Consider the following 16066-nt stretch of genomic DNA (forward strand, 5'->3'; position numbering starts at 1 on the left):
GCGGCGACCGAAAGGCCGCGCCGGCAGCGCGCGCCCTAACGAATCTTCACCAAGGCGTCCAAACCCGGGCACTTCCGCCATAATTGAACACGAGAATGGTTTCCGGAGCGGTGCGGAGGTGGGCGAGTCCTCAGCACGGTCGGCGGCTGACCGATCACCCGGCATGGTGGCGCAGGTGTCGGAGCGAGGAGGACGATGATCAGCCGCTCGGCGATTGCTCGTCTGGCCCGCACGGCCGGCTTCCTGATCGGGCTGCTGGTGCTGGTGACCAGCGTGGTGACCAGCGTGCTCGCGGCCCGTGACAAGCAGTCCACCGCGCAGGACCACACCCTCGACCTGACCCTGGAGCAGCAGACCGCGGCGGTCCGCAACTATTTCGAGCAGTCCCGGGCGATCGCCCAGGTGCTCGCGAACAGCCCGGTCTTCATCGACTTCTATCAGGCCCCCGGCACCAACCAGGAGAAGATCGCGGCCGGCGGGCTGCTGCTGGAGCGGGTCAACGACACGCTCGCCTACCTGGAGCAGCTGTATCCGGGGCGGGTCGGCGAGGCGTGCTTCGTCGACCGGGACGGCACCCAGATCGCCCGGGTCGTCGGCGGCTACCCGACCGCGGCCAAGGACCTGCGCACCCACGAGAACCAGGCGTCGTACTTCGCGCCGACGCTGGCGATGGGGCCGGCCCGGGTCTACCAGACCAAGGCGTACCAGTCACCGGACACCGGGCACGCGGTGATCTCCAATTCGATACTGGTCACCGCGTACGGGCACACCGGCATCGTGCACTTCGAGAGCAACCTGGACAGCTTCCGGATGCCGGCCACCACCGGCGACCGGGCCGCGTCGATCCTGGACGCCACGACCGGGCGGGTGTTCGTCGACTCCCGGACGGCCACCACGATGACCGGGAACGCCGACCGGACCTTCGAGCCGCTCGCCCGGGCGGGCCGGCTCAAGGGCATCACCACGCTGGACGGGCGCCGGGTGGCGTACCAGCGGATGCCGGCCCAGCTGAACAACGCGAACGACTGGTACGTGGCGGTCTCCGCGCCGGCCTCGGCGGGCGGCTGGACCCACGGCTTCAGCGTGTGGTCGCTGTCGCTGCTGCTCGGCGCGCTGCTGACGATCCTGGTGTCCGGGCTGAGCTGGCGCAGCCACTCGCGGTCGGTGCGCCGGGCCGCCTCGCACGACGCGCTGACCGGCCTGGCCAACCGGGAGAAGTTCAACGAACGTACCCGGAACGCCCTGCGCGGCGGCCGGCCTGCCGCCGCCCTGGTCATCAACCTGCAGGACTTCCGGACGGTCAACGACGTGCTCGGCCACCGGCACGGCGACCTGCTGCTGGTCCAGGTGGCGCAGCGGCTGACCGAGGCCGCGCCGGCCGGGGCCACGGTCGCCCGGATCGGCGCCGACGACTTCGCCGTGCTGCTGCCCGGCGACGACCTGGTCGCCGCCCGGGTCACCGCGGAGCGGCTGCTGGCCGCGCTGCATCACACGTTCCTGATCGACGACTTCCACCTGGACGTGGAGGCGAACGCCGGGCTGGCCGCCGCCCCGGAGCACGGCACGGATGCGGAGACGCTGCTGCGGCACGCCGACGCGGCCCTGCACCTGGCCCGCGAGCAGGCGTCGACCGTGCAGCAGTACGACGCCGCGCACGACACCGGCGCGGAGAACCGCCTGGAGCTGCTCGGCGACCTGCGCCGGGCGATCGGCGCCGACGACCAGCTCTCGCTGCACTACCAGCCGAAGGTGTGCCTGGCCACCGGCCGGGTCACCGGGGTCGAGGCGCTGATCCGCTGGCAGCACCCGCGGCTGGGCCGGATGGCGCCGGACCGGTTCATCCCGATGGCCGAGTCGACCAGCCTGATCCGCCCGCTCACCGCGCACGTCCTGGACATCGCGGTCCGCCAGGCGAAACTCTGGGCGGAGCGGGGCACGCCGATCCCGATCGCGGTCAACCTGTCCACCCGCTGCCTGCTCGACCCGGGGTTCGCCGGCCAGGTGTTCGGCCTGCTCTACCGGACCGGGCTGCCCGCCGCGCTGCTCAAGCTGGAGATCACCGAGAGCGTGGCGATGGCTGATCCGGATCGGGCACTGACCGTGCTGCGCGCCCTGCACGACGCGGGCATCAGCCTGTCCCTGGACGACTTCGGCACCGGCCACTCGTCGATGGCCTATCTGCAGCGCCTGCCGGTCGACGAGCTGAAGATCGACAAGTCGTTCGTGCAGGCCATGGCGGACAGCCGGGCCGACGAGGTGCTGGTCCGGACCGCGATCACCCTCGGCCACAACCTCGGGCTGTCGGTGGTCGCCGAAGGTGTCGAGGACGAGGCCGCCGTGGGCGCGCTGCGGGCGCTCGGGTGCGACATCGCGCAGGGCTACCACTACGCCAGGCCGATGCCGCCCGAGGAGTTCGACCGCTGGCTCGCCGGTTACACCGAGTCGCTCACGGCACTGGCGACCCGCAACTGAAGCCAGCCGGAATAGGTCACCCGGCTAGGAGACGGCGGGCGGTTCGATCTCGGTGGCCGCGCCGACCCACTCGATGATCTCGCCGTCGTCGCCGAGCAGCGGGATGGCCCGCGACTCGGTCCAGCCCAGCGACCCGTCCGGCCGGCGCACCCGGTGCCGCAGGTGGAAGACCTTCTTGCCGGCGACCGCGGTGGCGATCGCGGCCAGCACCTCCGGCTGGTCCGCCGGGTCGATGTAGGTGTCCAGCCAGTGCGCCGACGGCTCGGCGGTGTCGGCGAGGAAGCCGCGGCCGTCCAGGGCGCGCATCCGCGACCAGTCCGGGTCCATCCGATAGACCACGTCGAAGCTCGCGTTGACCAGAGCCCGGAACCGCCCCTCGGTCTCTTCGCGGACCCGGGCCAGCTCCAGCTGCGCGCCGATCCGGGCGATCAGCTCCCGGGCGGCGAACGGTTTGACCAGGTAGTCGTTCGCCCCGGCGGCCAGCCCCTCGATCGCTGCCTGCTCGCCGGCCCGAGCGCTCAACATGATCATCGGCAAGCCGCGCAGCGTGCTCTCCGCGCGCAGCTGGCGCAGCAGCCGCAGACCGTCGACGTTCGGCATCATCACGTCGGTGAGGATGAGATCCGGCCGGGTGCGGCGGGCCGCGTCCATCGCCTGCTCGCCGGTGCCGACCGCTTCCACGTCCCAGGAGACCGACAGCAGGCGGGTCAGGTAGTCCCGCATGTCCTGGTTGTCGTCCACGACGAGGATCCGGGCGTTGTCGTACGGCCGGAGCGCCTCGGCCGGCGCCGCGTCCACCGGGGCGTTCCAGAAACTCGCCACCTCGGCCAGCGCCCCGGCCACCGGGTACCGGCGCTCGGCGGGCTCCGCGACCGGTTCCGCCCCGGCGCCCCGCGGCTGGCTTTTCGGCAGCCAGACGGTGAACCGGCTGCCCTCCCCCACCGTGCTCTGCGCCCGGACCCGCCCGTGGTGCCGCCGGGTCAGCTGGTTGACCAGCGCCAGCCCGATCCCGGCGCCGTCGTGGGTGCGGGCCTCGGTCTCGGCCACCCGGTGGAAGCGTTTGAAGATGTGCGGCAGCTCGACCGCCGGGATCCCGACGCCGGTGTCGCTGACCGTGAGCTGGGCGTGCTCCGGCAGCTCCCGCAACTCCACGGTGACCGCTCCGGAGAAGGTGAACTTCAGCGCGTTGACCAGCAGATTGGCGACGATCTTCTCCCACATGCCGGGGTCGACCTCGACCGGCGTGCTCATCGGCGGGCAGCTCACCCGCAGCTCGACGCCGGCCCGCTCGGCCGCGCTGCGGAACGCGGCCGCGATGTCCGCGGTCAGCGCCGCCAGGTCGGCCCGCTCCAGGCGGGTCCGCAGCCGGCCCGCCTCGAGCTGCGAGAAGTCGAGCAAGGCCTCCACCATCACCAGCAGCCGGCGGGCGTTGCGGGCGGCCACCTCCACCTCGGCGCGCAGCGGCGCGGGCAGCCCGGCGGCATCCGTGCCCAGCGTCTCCAGCGGCGCCAGCAGCAGGGTCAGCGGGGTGCGCAGTTCGTGGCTGATGTTGGAGAGGAACTCGGTCTTGGCCCGGTCCAGCTCGGCCAGCCGGTCGATCCGGTCGCTCTGCCGCTGCCGCCCGCTCGCCTCGGTGAGTGAGGCCGCCACCTGCACCGCGACCAGGGTGAGGAACTCCCGGTACGTGTCGTCGAGGCGCAGCCGCGCGTTGACGCCGAGGACCAGCACCCCGACCACCACGACGTCGCCGTCACGGTGCCCGCGCAGCGGGAAGACGATGGCGCTGTCGGGTTCCCGGCCACCGTTGAGCGTCACCCCGCGGAAGGTCTCAGCGAGCTGGTCGACCACCACCAGGTCGTCGGTGCGGACCACCCGCCCGACCGGCCACGCGGCGGCGTCGTCGAGCAGCGGGACGGTGTGCGGCGCCATCGGACCGCCGGGCGTCACCCCGGCCGCCCCGGCCAGGTCGGCGTGGGGCCGCCCGAGGTCCACCGTGTACGCCACCGCGAACTGCACGTCCGCGTCGCCGACGGTCAGCGCGGTGAGCGAGCGTTCCAGCGACGCCCGCCGCGTGGGAGCCCCGGCCGGGCCGGTCGCCAGCCGGTTCAGCAGCTGCAACCGGCGCCGGTTCAGCACCTCGGCGGTCTTCTCGATCACCGTGGCGAGGATGCCGGCGACCTCGCCGTCCCGGTCCCGGATCGGGCTGAAGGTCAGGTCGAACCAGGCGTCCTCGACCTCGCCCCGCCGGGCGACCGGGTAGGGCGAGTCGGTGAGGGACACCGACTCACCGGCCATCACCTGGGCGTACCGCGACTCGTTCAGGTGCCACACCTCCGGCCAGCACTCCCGGTTCGGCTGGCCCAGACCGGCCGGGTGCTTGTCGCCCATCATCCGGCGGTAGGCGTCGTTGTAGAGCTGCAGGTACTCCGGCCCCCACAGCACACTCATGCTCAGCGGACTGGCCAGCGCCACCTGCACCACGGTGACCAGCTCGTCCGGCCAGCCCTGCACCGGGCCCAGCCGGGTGCGCCGCCAGTCCAGCCGGCGGAACAGCGCCGCGACCTCGCCCGGGCCGGGGAACAGCGTCCCGGCCAGCGAGCGCTCCGCGCGGACGCGGGGCAGTTCGCCGCCGCGGATCAGATCGGCCAGCACCGGGCCGATGTCGCGCACGTCCAGGACCAGGTCGGCCGCGCCGGCCTCGACCACCGAGCGGGGCATCCCGGTGTGCTCGGCCGAGTCCTCGCTCTGCGCCACCACCGTGCCCCCGGAGACCCGCAGGGCCCGGGCGCCGAGCGTGCCGTCCCGGCCCATGCCGGAGAGCACGACCGCGACCGCGCGCGGCCCGAACGAGTCGGCGAGCGAGATGAGCAGCGTGTCCAGGGGGCCGCTGGCAGCCGAATTCGGCGCCGGCGACACCGACAGTGTGCTGTCCGGCAGCACCTCGACCGCTGTCTGCGGCGGGGCGACCGTCACCCGGCCACCCTTGAGCGTGGCGCCGTCCTGCGCCCAGGAGACCGGCAGCCCGATCCGGCGCTGCATGATGTCGACCAGGGCGCTGCCCTGCCCACCCAGATGCTGGGCGACCAGCACGGCCGCCGGGAAGCCGGGCGGGAGGCGCTTGAGCACCGCGGTGATGGCGCCGAGGCCGCCCGCGGACGCGATCAGGGCGACGACGTCAGGAACCGCCCGTTTCTCGTCCATCCTCACAGTCTGCTCCACCACCGAGGGGATGGACCCGATCGGCGCGGCGGGACCGGCTGCGCGCGACGGATCGGCGGGCACCGCGGCGTACCGTAAAGAATTGGTTTCCTTTTCCTCCGCCATCTCCACCATAGCGTGGGAATGGGGGCTTGCGGCAAGGCCCCCGGCATGCCGGAGAATCGCCCGCTGGACGGCAATTACGGTGAAACAAAGATGGGGGTTCTTCGTGATTGACGTGATCATCGCCGGTGGCGGCCCGACCGGCATGATGCTCGCCAGTGAGCTGCGGCTGCACGGCGTGCGGGTGGTCGTGGTGGAGCGGGAGACCGAGCGGCCGCCGCATGTGCGCTCGCTCGGCCTGCACATCCGCAGCATCGAGATAATGGATCAGCGCGGCCTGCTGGAACGATTTCTGGAAGCCGGCCGGAAATACCCGCTGGGCAGCGGATTCGGCGGCGTGCACAAACCGGCGCCGGAGCGGCTGGACACCGCGCACGGGTTCACCCTCGGCGTTGCGCAGCCGGTCACCGACCGGCTGCTGGCCGAGCACGCCGCCGAGTCCGGGGCGGAGATCCGGACCGGCGTCGCGGTGACCGGGCTGAGCCAGGACGACTACGGGGTGACCGCCGAGCTCTCCGACGGCACCGAGCTGCGCGGCGCCTTCCTGGTCGGCTGCGACGGCGGTCGCAGCACGGTGCGCAAGCTGCTCGGGGTGGACTTCCCGGGCGAGCCGTCGCAGAACGACGCGCTGCTCGGCGAGATGGAGCTGACCGCGCCGGCCGACGAGATCCTGGCGGTGATGACCGAGGTCCGCAAGACGCAGCTGCGGTTCGGCGCCGGGCCCAGCCAGGACGGGTTGTACCGGGTGGTGGTGCCGGCCGCTGAGGTCGGCACCGCGCAGCCGACCATGGAGGAGTTCCGGCAGCAGTTGCGGCTGCACGCCGGGACCGATTTCGGGGCGCACTCGCCGCGCTGGCTGTCCCGGTTCGGCGACGCGACCCGGCTGGCCGCGGCGTACCGGACCGGGCGGGTGCTGCTGGCCGGGGACGCCGCGCACGTGCACCCGCCGCTCGGCGGCCAGGGGCTGAACCTGGGCGTGCAGGACGCGGTCAACCTGGGCTGGAAACTGGCCGCCGAGGTGAACGGCTGGGCGCCGGCCGGGCTGCTGGACACCTACCACGCCGAGCGGCATCCGGTGGCGGCCCAGGTGCTGGACAACACCCGGGCCCAGTCCGAGATGCTGACCAGCGCGCCGGTGCGCCGGCTGATCGAGCGGCTGATGGACTTCGAGGACGTCCGGCGGTACCTGATCGGCCAGGTGACCGCGATCGACATCCGCTACGACTTCGGGTCCGGTCAGGACCTGGTCGGACGCCGGCTCAAGGACGTCCGGCTCGGGCGCGGGCGGCTGTTCGAACTGCAGCGGACCGGGCGCGGGCTGCTGCTGGACCAGACCGGCCGGCTGTCGGTGACCGGCTGGGCCGACCGGGTCGACCACGTCGTCGACCAGAGCGAGGAGCTGGACGTCCCGGCCGTCCTGCTGCGCCCGGACGGGCACGTCGCCTGGGCCGGCGCCGGCCCGGAGGGGCTGGCGGATCAGCTGGCCCGCTGGTTCGGGGCCGCCGACCCGGCCTCGTAGGCGGCGAACTGGTCGAGGAGGCTGTGCGGGGCCCGGTCGTCGAAGCACAGGACCAGGTTGCGGGCGGCCTCCCCGGCGGCTGCGGCGCTGCGGGTGAAGAGCGCTTCCTCGTACGCGAGAAGGGCCCGCTCCTGATCCTCCGGATGGGCCGCGAGCGCCTCGCCCAGCTCGGCGCCGTCCAGCATCGCGAGGTTGGCGCCCTCACCGGCGAACGGGGACATCACGTGCGCCGCGTCGCCGAGCAGCGTCACGCCCGGCACCCGCTCCCACCGGTGCTCGACCGGCAGCGCGTTGATGGTCCGCGGGATGAGCGCGCCGTCCGCCTCGGTGATCAGCGCGTGGAACTCCGGCGCCCAGTCGCGGAACTCCTCGACCAGCAGGGCCTTCGCCTGGTCCGTCGCGGACCAGTCGATGCCGGCCACCCAGCCGGCCGGTTTCCGCAGGGCGATGTAGATGTGCAGGCTGCCGTCGGTCTCCCGGTGGGCGAGGAAGCCGCGGCCGGAGCCGAGCGCGAAGAGCATGCCGCCGCCGACCGTGCGGGCCGGGCCGGGGTGACGCCGGTCGGCGTCCCGCAGGTCCACCTCGATGAATGACATGCCGGTGTAGGCCGGCTGGGCGTCGGAGAGCAGCGGCCGGATCCGGGACCAGGCGCCGTCCGCGCCGACCAGCAGCCCGGTGCGGACCGTGCGGCCGCCGGCGAAGGCCAGCTCGTGCCGCCCGCCGCCGAGCGTCCGGACCCCGGTGACCTTGCTGCCCCATGCGATGGTGCCGGCCGGCAGCGAGTCGAGCAGCATCCGGCGCAGGTCGCCGCGGTCCACCTCGGGCCGGGTGCCGTCGCCGGCGTCCTGCTCGTCGGTGTGCACGGTCCCGTGCTGGTCGAGGATCCGGGTCGCCTCGCCGCCCGGGTGGATGAGCTTCCGGAACTCGTCGGTCAGGCCGGCCGCGTGGATCGCCACCTGGCCGTTGTAGTCGTGGATGTCGAGCATGCCGCCCTGGGTCCGGGCCTCCGGGGAGGCGTCCAGCTCGTAGACGGTGGCCGGGATGCCGTGCACGTGGAGCACGCGGGCGAGGGTCAGGCCGCCGAGTCCGGCGCCCACGATCGTGACGGGTGTGGTGGTCATCTTGCTCTCCGATCATCAGTTTCGTTCACTGAACGCGTTCTTGACGAACATGTTCGGCATGGGCACGGCAAAGCTGCGAGCTTTCCCCGAACTATTTCGGTACGGCCTGAATGCCGGCTGTCAGCACCGTGAAAGCCCAGGCCAACCGCTCCTCGCCGGTGCCGGAGAAGAGCTCGTCACGAACCCGGGCGACGTGCGGGAACTCCGGCTCGGGCGCCTCGCGCAGCGCCATCACCAGCATCTCCTGCTCGCGGTCGGCATCCTTCGCCTCGCCGCGGGTGCCCTGCTCGGCGGCCGTGGCGGTGCCCAGCTGCAGCAGCAGGTCGAGACCCCAGGCGGCCTGGGTGGCCGGCACCCCGCCCGCCCGCAGCAGGCCGAGCACGGTGTCGATCAACCGGACGTAGTGCGGGCCGGACGGGCGCAGGGTCAGCACCGAGCGGGCCAGACTCGGCCACGCCATCAGCAGGCGGGTGTAGTCGCACATCAGCGCGACCAGCCGGTCCCGCCACCGGTCCGCGTCCACCGGCGGCAGCGTGAGCTCGGCCAGCAGCTCGTCGAGGATGGCGCCGTGCAGCTCGGCCATGTTTTGCACGTAGACGTAGAGGGAGGCAGGGCCGGTGTCCAGCTCGGCGGCGAGGCGGCGCATGGTGAGGCGCTCCAGGCCCTCCTCGCGCATGATCCGCAGCGCCACGGCGACCGCGCCGGCCCGGCTGAGGGCGGGTTTCGCCGGCCGGTCCCGCCGGCTGACGGGTTCACGTCGAGGACTCATAACGCGATCGTAGCGAACATGTTCGTCACCGTCGACCGCTTCCGCTCGTCCCCGCGCTCATAGCGTCCGCGCCGGCCCGGCGCCCGTCGAAGACCATCTTCGCTGCCGCGATGCCGCCCTCACCGCCACGGATCCCTTTCCGGTACGACCCGCAGCCCCGTGGCAACCGGCCCGCGATGCCCGCTCCCCTCACGACCGCCACGCGTGTCGTGCGGGCCCGCGCGCCGAACGCAAGGCCCGCCGTGCCCCGGCCGCGACGCGACTCACGGTTCACCGGCTGGCTCTCACGGGTGTCTCGAAGGCTTCGAGACACCCGTGAGAGCCAGCCGGACCGGCCGCGACGCGCGGGGCGGTTCGGGGCACGGGCGGGCGGTGCGGGCGTCAGCCGTTGAAGCGGGCCGGGTGCGGGCCGGTACGGCCGTCGCGGTCCAGGGCGTCGATGGCGGCGACCTCGGCGTCGGTCAGCGTGAAGCCGAAGACGTCGAAGTTGGCGGCGATCCGGGACGGGGTGACCGACTTCGGGATGACGACGTTGCCGTGCTGCAGGTGCCAGCGGAGCACGACCTGGGCCGGGGTGACGCCGTGCGCCTCGGCGGCGGTCGTCACGGCCGGCTCGTCGAGGACGGCGCCCTGGGCGAGCGGGCTCCACGCCTCGGTGGCGATGCCGTGCCGGGCGTTCGCCTCGGCGCTGGCGCGGTTGAGCAGGGCCGGGTGAAGTTCGATCTGGTTGACGGCGGGGACCGTGCCGCCGAGCGCGACCACCCGGTCCAGGTGCTCGGGCAGGAAGTTGGAGACGCCGATCGCCCGGGTGAGACCCTCGGACTGGAGTTCCTCGAGGGTCTGCCAGGCGTCCAGGTAGGCGTCGGTGGCCGGGGCCGGCCAGTGGATCAGGTAGAGGTCGACCTGGTCCAGGGCGAGCCGGTCGAGGCTGGCGCGGAGCGCGTCGCGAGCGCGGCCCAGGTCGCTGATCCAGAGCTTGGTGGTGATGAAGAGGTCGTCGCGCCGCAGGCCGGAGGCGGCGACCGCGCGGCCCACGCCGGTCTCGTTGCCGTAGACCGCGGCGGTGTCGATGCTGCGGTAGCCGGTCTCCAGCGCGGTGGTGACCGCGGCCTGGGTGTCGGCGTCCGGGATCTGGAAGACGCCGTAGCCGAGCTGCGGGATCTCGACGCCGTTGTTGAGCTTGACGGTGGGGATGGTGGTCATGGTCTTCCTTCGTTGCTGGTTCAGTGGGTTACCGGAACGAGTTCCCCGGCGGCGCGGTTGAATTCACCGTTGCGGAGACGAGTCGCCAGGGCGTAGACGAGCAGGGCGGCCAGAGTCACCGCGGCGCCGGCCCAGAGCGGCGCGCGGTAGCCGAGCCCGGCCGTGATGGTGAGGCCGCCGAGCCAGGCGCCGAAGGCGTTGCCGATGTTGAAGGCGGCGATGTTCGCGCCGGAGGCCAGGGTCGGCGCCTGGGTGGCCTGGCCGAGGATGCGCATCTGCAGACCGGGCACGGTGGCGAAGCCGAACCCGCCCATCAGCAGCAGCCCGGCCACCGCGGCGGCCTGGTGGCCGGCGGTCAGCGCGAACAGGGCCAGCACCACGGCCAGGCCGGCGAGCAGACTCAGCAGGGTGACCGGCAGGTTCCGGTCGGCGGCCCGGCCACCGAGGATGTTGCCGGCGAAGAGGCCCACACCAAAGACGATCAACAGCCACGGTACGGCGCCGGCACCGAACCCGCTGACGCCGGTGAGCGTGTAGGCCAGGTAGCTGAAGGCGCCGAACATGCCGCCGAACCCGAGCACGGTGACCAGGATGGACAGCCAGACCTGGACGCTGGCGAAGGCTCGGAACTCGCCGAGCAGGCCGCCGCCGCGCGGGGCCGGGGTGGCCGGGGTGAGGACGGCGATGCCGATCAGCGCGAGCACCCCGATCGCGGCGATCGCCCAGAAGGTGGCCCGCCAGCCGGCGGCCTGGCCGAGAAAGGTGCCGAGCGGCACGCCGAGCACGTTGGCGACGGTCAGGCCGGTGAACATGGTCGAGATGGCGGCGGCCTTGCGCTCGGCCGGGACCAGGTCGGCGGCGACCACCGCGCCGATGCCGAAGAACGCGCCGTGGCAGAGCGCGGCGAGGATCCGGCCGAGCAGCATCAGGCCGTAGGTCGGGGCGATCGCGGAGAGCAGGTTCCCGGCGATGAAGAGCACCATCAGCGCGAGCAGGGCCCGGCGGCGGTCGACCCGGCCGAGGGCGGCGGTGAGCAGGATCGCGCCGACCGCGACCGCGAGGGCGTACCCGGAGATGAGGCCGCCGGCGGCCGCCTCGGTCACCTGGAACTCGGCGGCCACCTCGGGGAGCAGGCCGGCGATGACGAACTCGGTCAGGCCGATGCCGAACCCGCCGATGGCGAGGGCATACAGGGCGATGGGCACGAGGAACTCCTCCATGCAACAACCGGCGCGTGCATTAGTTGCACGCGCAACGGCTAAATAGTTGCAGGCGCGGTATATCCGCGCAAGGCGGTGTAGGGTGAGGAGCGTCTCGGCGGCACAGCGGAGGGAACGGCGGCGATGGGAATCAGCAACGACGCGGTGGAGATCCGCGCGCAGGGCTGGCGCCGGCTCGCCGCCCTGCACGGCCTGATCGAGACCGCGCTGGAGCGGGAGCTGCAGGCCGGCCACCGGCTGTCGGTGGTGGAGTTCACCGTGCTCGACGCGCTCAGCCGGCAGGACGGCTGGCACATGCGGATGCAGCAGCTGGCCCGGGCCGCCGCGCTGTCCAGCAGCGCGACCACCCGGCTGGTCACCCGGCTGGAGGACCGCGGGCTGCTCACCCGGATCCTGTGCGCCGACGACCGGCGCGGCATCTACACCGAGCTGACCGCGGCCGGCCGGGAGCTGCTGGAGCAGGCACGGCCCACCCACGACCGGGCGCTCGAGGAGTCACTCGCCCAGGCGGAGCAGCTCCCCGAGCTGGAAACCCTGGTCACCGCCCTGCATCAGGCGTGACCGGCGGGGTCGCGGTGCTGGGCTGTTCCTCGTCCGGCCGGTGTCCCGGGGCCGGGACGGTGGCCGGCTTGGCATGGTCGGGCAGATCTTGCAGGTCGATCGGGCGTTCGATGTCCGGCCCACTCGCCGGCTCCGGAGCAGTGATCATGACGGCCTCCTGATCGTTACCGGCCGCATACCCCCTCCCCCGCTGCGCATGCCGGCTTCGGCGCCGGACTTCCTACCAGGTGGCGAGCACGCGGGCCTGACCGCCGGAGCCACCCTCGTAGGGGATCAGGCCGACGAAGATGGTCGCCCCGTGCCGCGGGATCTGCTGCAGGTTGGCCAGGTTCTCCAGGCCGTAACGGTCGGCGCCGGTCAGCGCCAGGTGGGCGTCGAAGGTGGTGGAGACGCCCGGGTCGATGCTCAGCGTGTCGACGCCGAGCGAGCGGATCCGGCGGTGCCGCAGCAGCCACTCGCAGGCGTCCACCCCGAACCCCGGGAAGTGCAGGGTGCCGGCCGCGTCGGTGCCGCGGTAGGCGTCCGGGTCACCGACCTTGGCGCCCCAGCCCGAGTACATCAGCACGGCGGCGCCGTCCGGGATGCGGCCGTGCCGGCGCTCGAAGGCGCGCAGGTCGTCGATGGTGATCGCGGTGTCCGGATCACGCTGGGCGCGGGCCGCGATGTCGATCACCACGGCCGGCAGGAGCAGCTCGGCCGGCCGCAGCTCGGTCGAGGTGCGCCCGCCGGCGGTGAAGTGCGCGGGCGCGTCGACGTGGGTGCCGATGTGCTCGATGATCCGCCACTCCTGCATGTATTGACATCCTCGCCGTACTAAAGGACGGCGATTCCAGCCACGCTGCGCGTGGCACGCGCGGCGTTCTGGCGGGTTACCGCTTCACTGCGCGGTGCCGGGACGAGTCCTGGTCTTACCTGCGCTCGACGGTCGTTGAAGTCCGCCTGCCCGGCGGCCTTGATGTTGATGGCGGCGTTGACGTCCCGGTCGTGGTGACTGCCGCAGGGGCAGTCCCACGCCCGGACATTCAGCGCCAACTTCTCGGTGATCCGTCCGCAGTCCGAGCACATCCGGGTGGACGGGAAGAACCGGTCCACCCGGGCGAACGTGCGCCCGTACCGGGCCGCCTTGTACTCCAGCATGGTGGTGAAGCTGGCCCAGCCCGCGTCGTGCACGCTCTTGGCGAGCCGGGTCCGGCCGAGACCGGTCACGCACAGGTCCTCGACGTACACCGCTTGGTTGTCGCGGATGATCGCCGTGGACAGTTTGTGCTGCCAGTCGCGCCGGGTGTCAGCCACCCGGGCGTGCGCCCTGGCGACCTTGATGACAGCCTTCTTGCGGCGGTTGCTGCCCTTGGTCTTGCGGGACAGAGCTTGCTGCAACCGTTTGAGTTTGCGGGCCGCACGCCGCAGGAACTTCGGCGCGGTCACCTTCGTGCCGTCGGACATGACCGCGAAGTGGGTCAGACCGAGGTCGATGCCGATCTCCGGCTCGACCGGCGGCAGCATCTCATCCTCGCCGACGGTCACGACGAAGGAGGCGAAGTACCGGTTTGCCGCGTCTTTGATGATCGTGACGCTGGACGCGTCCGACGGCAGGGTCCGCGACCAGCGGACCGGTAGGTCGCCGATCTTCGGCAGCCGCAGGCGGCCGTTGTCCAGGACCTTGAACCTGCTGTTCTTGGTGAACCGGATCGCCTGCCGGCTGTCCTTGCGCGACCGGAACCGGGGCGGGGCGACCTTGCGGCCCTTGCGCTTTCCGGTGACCGAGGCGAAGAAGTTGCGGTACGCGATGTTCAGGTCCGCGAGGGCTTGCTGCAACACCACGGCCGACACCTCGCCCAGCCACGCCCGGTCCTCGGTGGCCTTGGCCTGGGTGATGACCAGCTTCGACAGGTCTCCATCGGAGAGGTACTTCTCGCCTGCCTCGCGGGCCTGTTGACGCAGCCTGAGTCCGTCGTTGAAAACCACGCGGGCACACCCGAACGCCTGCGCCAGCGCGGTGCGCTGGGCGGCGTCCGGGGTGACCCGGAAGTTGTAACGGAGCTGCACGACCATCACTGTCCCATGCTGGCTTATGGCCGAGCCTCAAGGTATCCGCACTGGCAGGCACTGTGTCTTTGCGATGCACGTTCACTTGGTTTTCGTGACGAAGTTCCGGCACAAGGTGTTCACCGACCAGCACCTGGTCCGGAGGCAGGCGATCATGCGCGACATCTGCGCCGACTTCGAGGCAGAGCTGGTCGAGTTCAACGGCGAGAACAATCACGTGCACCTGCTGGTCAACTTCCCACCCAAGGTCGCTGTCGCTCGGCTGGTCAACTCGCTCAAGGGCGTCTCCTCCCGCCGCCTGCGCCAAGAGTTCCCCGACCTGGTACCCCACTACTACCAGGCCAACAAACTCTGCTCCGGCTCGTACTTCGCAGGCTCCGCCGGCGGCGCACCGCTGAACCTCGTCAAGCAGTACATCGAGCAGCAGAACCGGCCCGGTTAAGGCACTGCTCCGGCCTAGCGGCCCTCCCAGCGCGGGCCTTCACCCCGGCCTGAAGCCCGGAGCACTGGCCCGCATTCCGGTAGCCGTCGGCCGGGATCGTGGTGACGGTCCGCCGGACCGCCTCCTCCCCCGGGCTGAACGCCGGCGTGTCCGGCCCGAGCGGATAGGTCAGGTCGCGCAGGCCGCGGCCACCCGCGGCGGCCTGGGCGGGCGCGCCGACGGCGACCGCCGCCGCGACCCCCGCGCCGCCGAACAGCGCCGCGCGGCGGGTCAGTCCATGGGTGCCCGGCTCAGTGCACATGTGGTCAGCTCCTCGGTTCGGTGTCGGGTCCGCCACTCATCGTGCACATCGGACGGCCGCGGCGGCAGTCCGGCGCCGAAAGAGGTCACCAGAGAGCGATCGCGGTGACCGTGTGGATGACGGTGAGCGACGAGGCGCCGATGGTCATCCCGGCCTCTCGCCGCCAGACACCGATCGCCACATCGAACGCCTGGATCACGGCGGCGACCGCGAGCAGCCAGCCCACCCCGGTGCCCGGACCGGCCCCCGGCAGCACCGCCGCGACCAGGCCGACCGGGACGGCCCGAGCCGCGTACGCATAGGCGCCGAGCCGGACGTTGTTCCGGGCGCGCTGAGGTCGTACCGGAAAAGGGTCTTCGGTCAGCCGCCCGGGCAGGAGTGGCCGCCGCTGAACTGGACACATCGGGAGACCCTGGGGGACGGCTCCGGGTCCGGTTCGGGCTCGGCGCCGGTGCCGGCGATCACCGCCAAGACCATGAGGAACGCCACCACGCCGACCAGCGCGCCCTTGAACTGCCCCGACCAGAAGCGGTCATTCAGCAGGCGGGCCACGAGCAGACCGGTGATCGGTACGACCAGGTTCAGCAGCAGCGCAGCCGTCAGATATCCGCCCGCCGGAACGTCCGCGTCGCGCCGGATCAGCCCGACGATCAGCAGGAACGGCACGCCCCACAGCCACCCGCAGAACAGCGCGCCGAGCCCGAGCCGCTTCACCGGAGCACCAGCCAGGCGCCGCCCAGACAGGCCACCACCGCACCGGAGGCGGCCGCGGCGAGGGTGCCGGCCAGCGGCGGCGCGGGGACGTTCCGGCTGATCGGCCGCGCGATCAGCAGCATCACCACGACCATGACCAGCAGCACCGGGCTGGCCACCGAGAGCCAGAAGATCCCGGCGTGCGCGCTGGTCATGCACCAGGTCCCGAACTGCCCGTCGCAGGCGTGCGGATCGTCCACCTGGAACCGCCCGACGAGCCAGGCGCTGATCACCGTGGCATACCAGCCGAGGCCGACCGCGACGGTCCACCCGTACGAGGTCCCGATCCGCTCGTCGTCCGCCATCCGCTCCCCCGTGATCACCAGGCAGTGATCGTA

15 protein-coding genes and 1 pseudogene are annotated in these 16066 nt (G+C 72.1%); 4 read left to right on the forward strand and 12 right to left on the reverse strand.

The annotated features are described in order from the left end of the window. Positions 1-195: 195 nt before the first annotated feature. Positions 196-2472: a bifunctional diguanylate cyclase/phosphodiesterase gene (locus tag BJY16_RS35045; RefSeq protein WP_185043837.1), complete on the forward strand. Its 2277-nt coding sequence runs from the start codon at positions 196-198 to the stop codon at positions 2470-2472. A 24-nt stretch (positions 2473-2496) separates the two neighbouring features. On the opposite strand, the gene BJY16_RS35050 is transcribed toward BJY16_RS35045, so the two are convergent. Next, positions 2497-5673, reverse strand: a complete 3177-nt coding sequence (locus tag BJY16_RS35050) for a chemotaxis protein CheB (protein ID WP_185043838.1) — start codon at positions 5671-5673, stop codon at positions 2497-2499. 226 nt (positions 5674-5899) lie between these two features. Between BJY16_RS35050 and rox the strand changes: the two genes are divergently transcribed. After that, positions 5900-7312 (forward strand): rifampin monooxygenase, encoded by a 1413-nt coding sequence (rox, locus tag BJY16_RS35055; RefSeq protein WP_185043839.1) that lies wholly within the window; start codon positions 5900-5902, stop codon positions 7310-7312. On the opposite strand, the gene BJY16_RS35060 is transcribed toward rox, so the two are convergent. The 4 genes from BJY16_RS35060 to BJY16_RS35075 form a co-directional block, all read right to left on the reverse strand. Beyond that, positions 7270-8433 carry an FAD-dependent oxidoreductase gene (locus BJY16_RS35060; RefSeq protein ID WP_185043840.1) on the reverse strand — a complete coding sequence of 388 codons (1164 nt, stop codon included), beginning with the start codon at positions 8431-8433 and terminating at the stop codon, positions 7270-7272. The two genes, rox and BJY16_RS35060, sit on opposite strands and share 43 nt — an antisense overlap. A 91-nt stretch (positions 8434-8524) precedes the next feature. Then, positions 8525-9202, reverse strand: coding sequence for a TetR/AcrR family transcriptional regulator (locus BJY16_RS35065; protein ID WP_185043841.1), 678 nt, complete (start codon positions 9200-9202; stop codon positions 8525-8527). A 381-nt stretch (positions 9203-9583) separates the two neighbouring features. Beyond that, positions 9584-10405, reverse strand: a complete 822-nt coding sequence (locus BJY16_RS35070; RefSeq protein ID WP_185043842.1) for an aldo/keto reductase — start codon at positions 10403-10405, stop codon at positions 9584-9586. A gap of 20 nt (positions 10406-10425) precedes the next feature. Continuing rightward, complete coding sequence (locus BJY16_RS35075) at positions 10426-11610, reverse strand: MFS transporter (protein WP_185043843.1); 1185 nt, start codon at positions 11608-11610, stop codon at positions 10426-10428. A 138-nt stretch (positions 11611-11748) separates the two neighbouring features. On the opposite strand from BJY16_RS35075, the gene BJY16_RS35080 reads away from it, so the two are divergent. Then, on the forward strand, positions 11749-12186 hold the full coding sequence (locus BJY16_RS35080) for a MarR family winged helix-turn-helix transcriptional regulator (RefSeq protein WP_185043844.1): 438 nt from the start codon (positions 11749-11751) through the stop codon (positions 12184-12186). Here the strand turns inward: BJY16_RS35080 and BJY16_RS35085 are convergent. The 3 genes and pseudogenes from BJY16_RS35085 to BJY16_RS35095 form a co-directional block, all read right to left on the reverse strand. Next, entirely contained in the window at positions 12164-12334 is a 171-nt protein-coding gene (locus BJY16_RS35085; protein ID WP_185043845.1) for a hypothetical protein, read from the reverse strand. The genes BJY16_RS35080 and BJY16_RS35085 overlap by 23 nt on opposite strands. A gap of 72 nt (positions 12335-12406) precedes the next feature. Next, a pseudogene (locus tag BJY16_RS35090) lies at positions 12407-12982 on the reverse strand (cyclase family protein); the annotation flags it as partial. 17 nt (positions 12983-12999) lie between these two features. Continuing rightward, positions 13000-14238 (reverse strand): RNA-guided endonuclease InsQ/TnpB family protein, encoded by a 1239-nt coding sequence (locus tag BJY16_RS35095; RefSeq protein WP_260419078.1) that lies wholly within the window; start codon positions 14236-14238, stop codon positions 13000-13002. A 19-nt stretch (positions 14239-14257) separates the two neighbouring features. Here BJY16_RS35095 and tnpA point away from each other — a divergent pair, with 19 nt between their 5' ends. Continuing rightward, complete coding sequence (tnpA, locus tag BJY16_RS35100; protein ID WP_185043847.1) at positions 14258-14674, forward strand: IS200/IS605 family transposase; 417 nt, start codon at positions 14258-14260, stop codon at positions 14672-14674. Here tnpA and BJY16_RS35105 read toward each other — a convergent pair. The 4 genes from BJY16_RS35105 to BJY16_RS35120 form a co-directional block, all read right to left on the reverse strand. Then, complete coding sequence (locus tag BJY16_RS35105) at positions 14637-14975, reverse strand: hypothetical protein (RefSeq protein WP_185043848.1); 339 nt, start codon at positions 14973-14975, stop codon at positions 14637-14639. The two genes, tnpA and BJY16_RS35105, sit on opposite strands and share 38 nt — an antisense overlap. Positions 14976-15060: 85 nt before the next feature. Beyond that, positions 15061-15378: a hypothetical protein gene (locus BJY16_RS35110; RefSeq protein WP_185043849.1), complete on the reverse strand. Its 318-nt coding sequence runs from the start codon at positions 15376-15378 to the stop codon at positions 15061-15063. Further along, entirely contained in the window at positions 15336-15689 is a 354-nt protein-coding gene (locus BJY16_RS35115; protein WP_185043850.1) for a hypothetical protein, read from the reverse strand. The genes BJY16_RS35110 and BJY16_RS35115 overlap by 43 nt, the downstream gene beginning before the upstream one ends. Next, a complete protein-coding gene (locus BJY16_RS35120) occupies positions 15686-16051 on the reverse strand; it encodes a hypothetical protein (RefSeq protein ID WP_185043851.1) in 366 nt (121 codons plus the stop codon). Before BJY16_RS35120 ends, BJY16_RS35115 begins: the two co-directional genes overlap by 4 nt. Positions 16052-16066: the final 15 nt, after the last annotated feature.

Origin of the sequence: Actinoplanes octamycinicus, from assembly GCF_014205225.1 — a bacterium.
Classification (GTDB): domain Bacteria; phylum Actinomycetota; class Actinomycetes; order Mycobacteriales; family Micromonosporaceae; genus Actinoplanes; species Actinoplanes octamycinicus.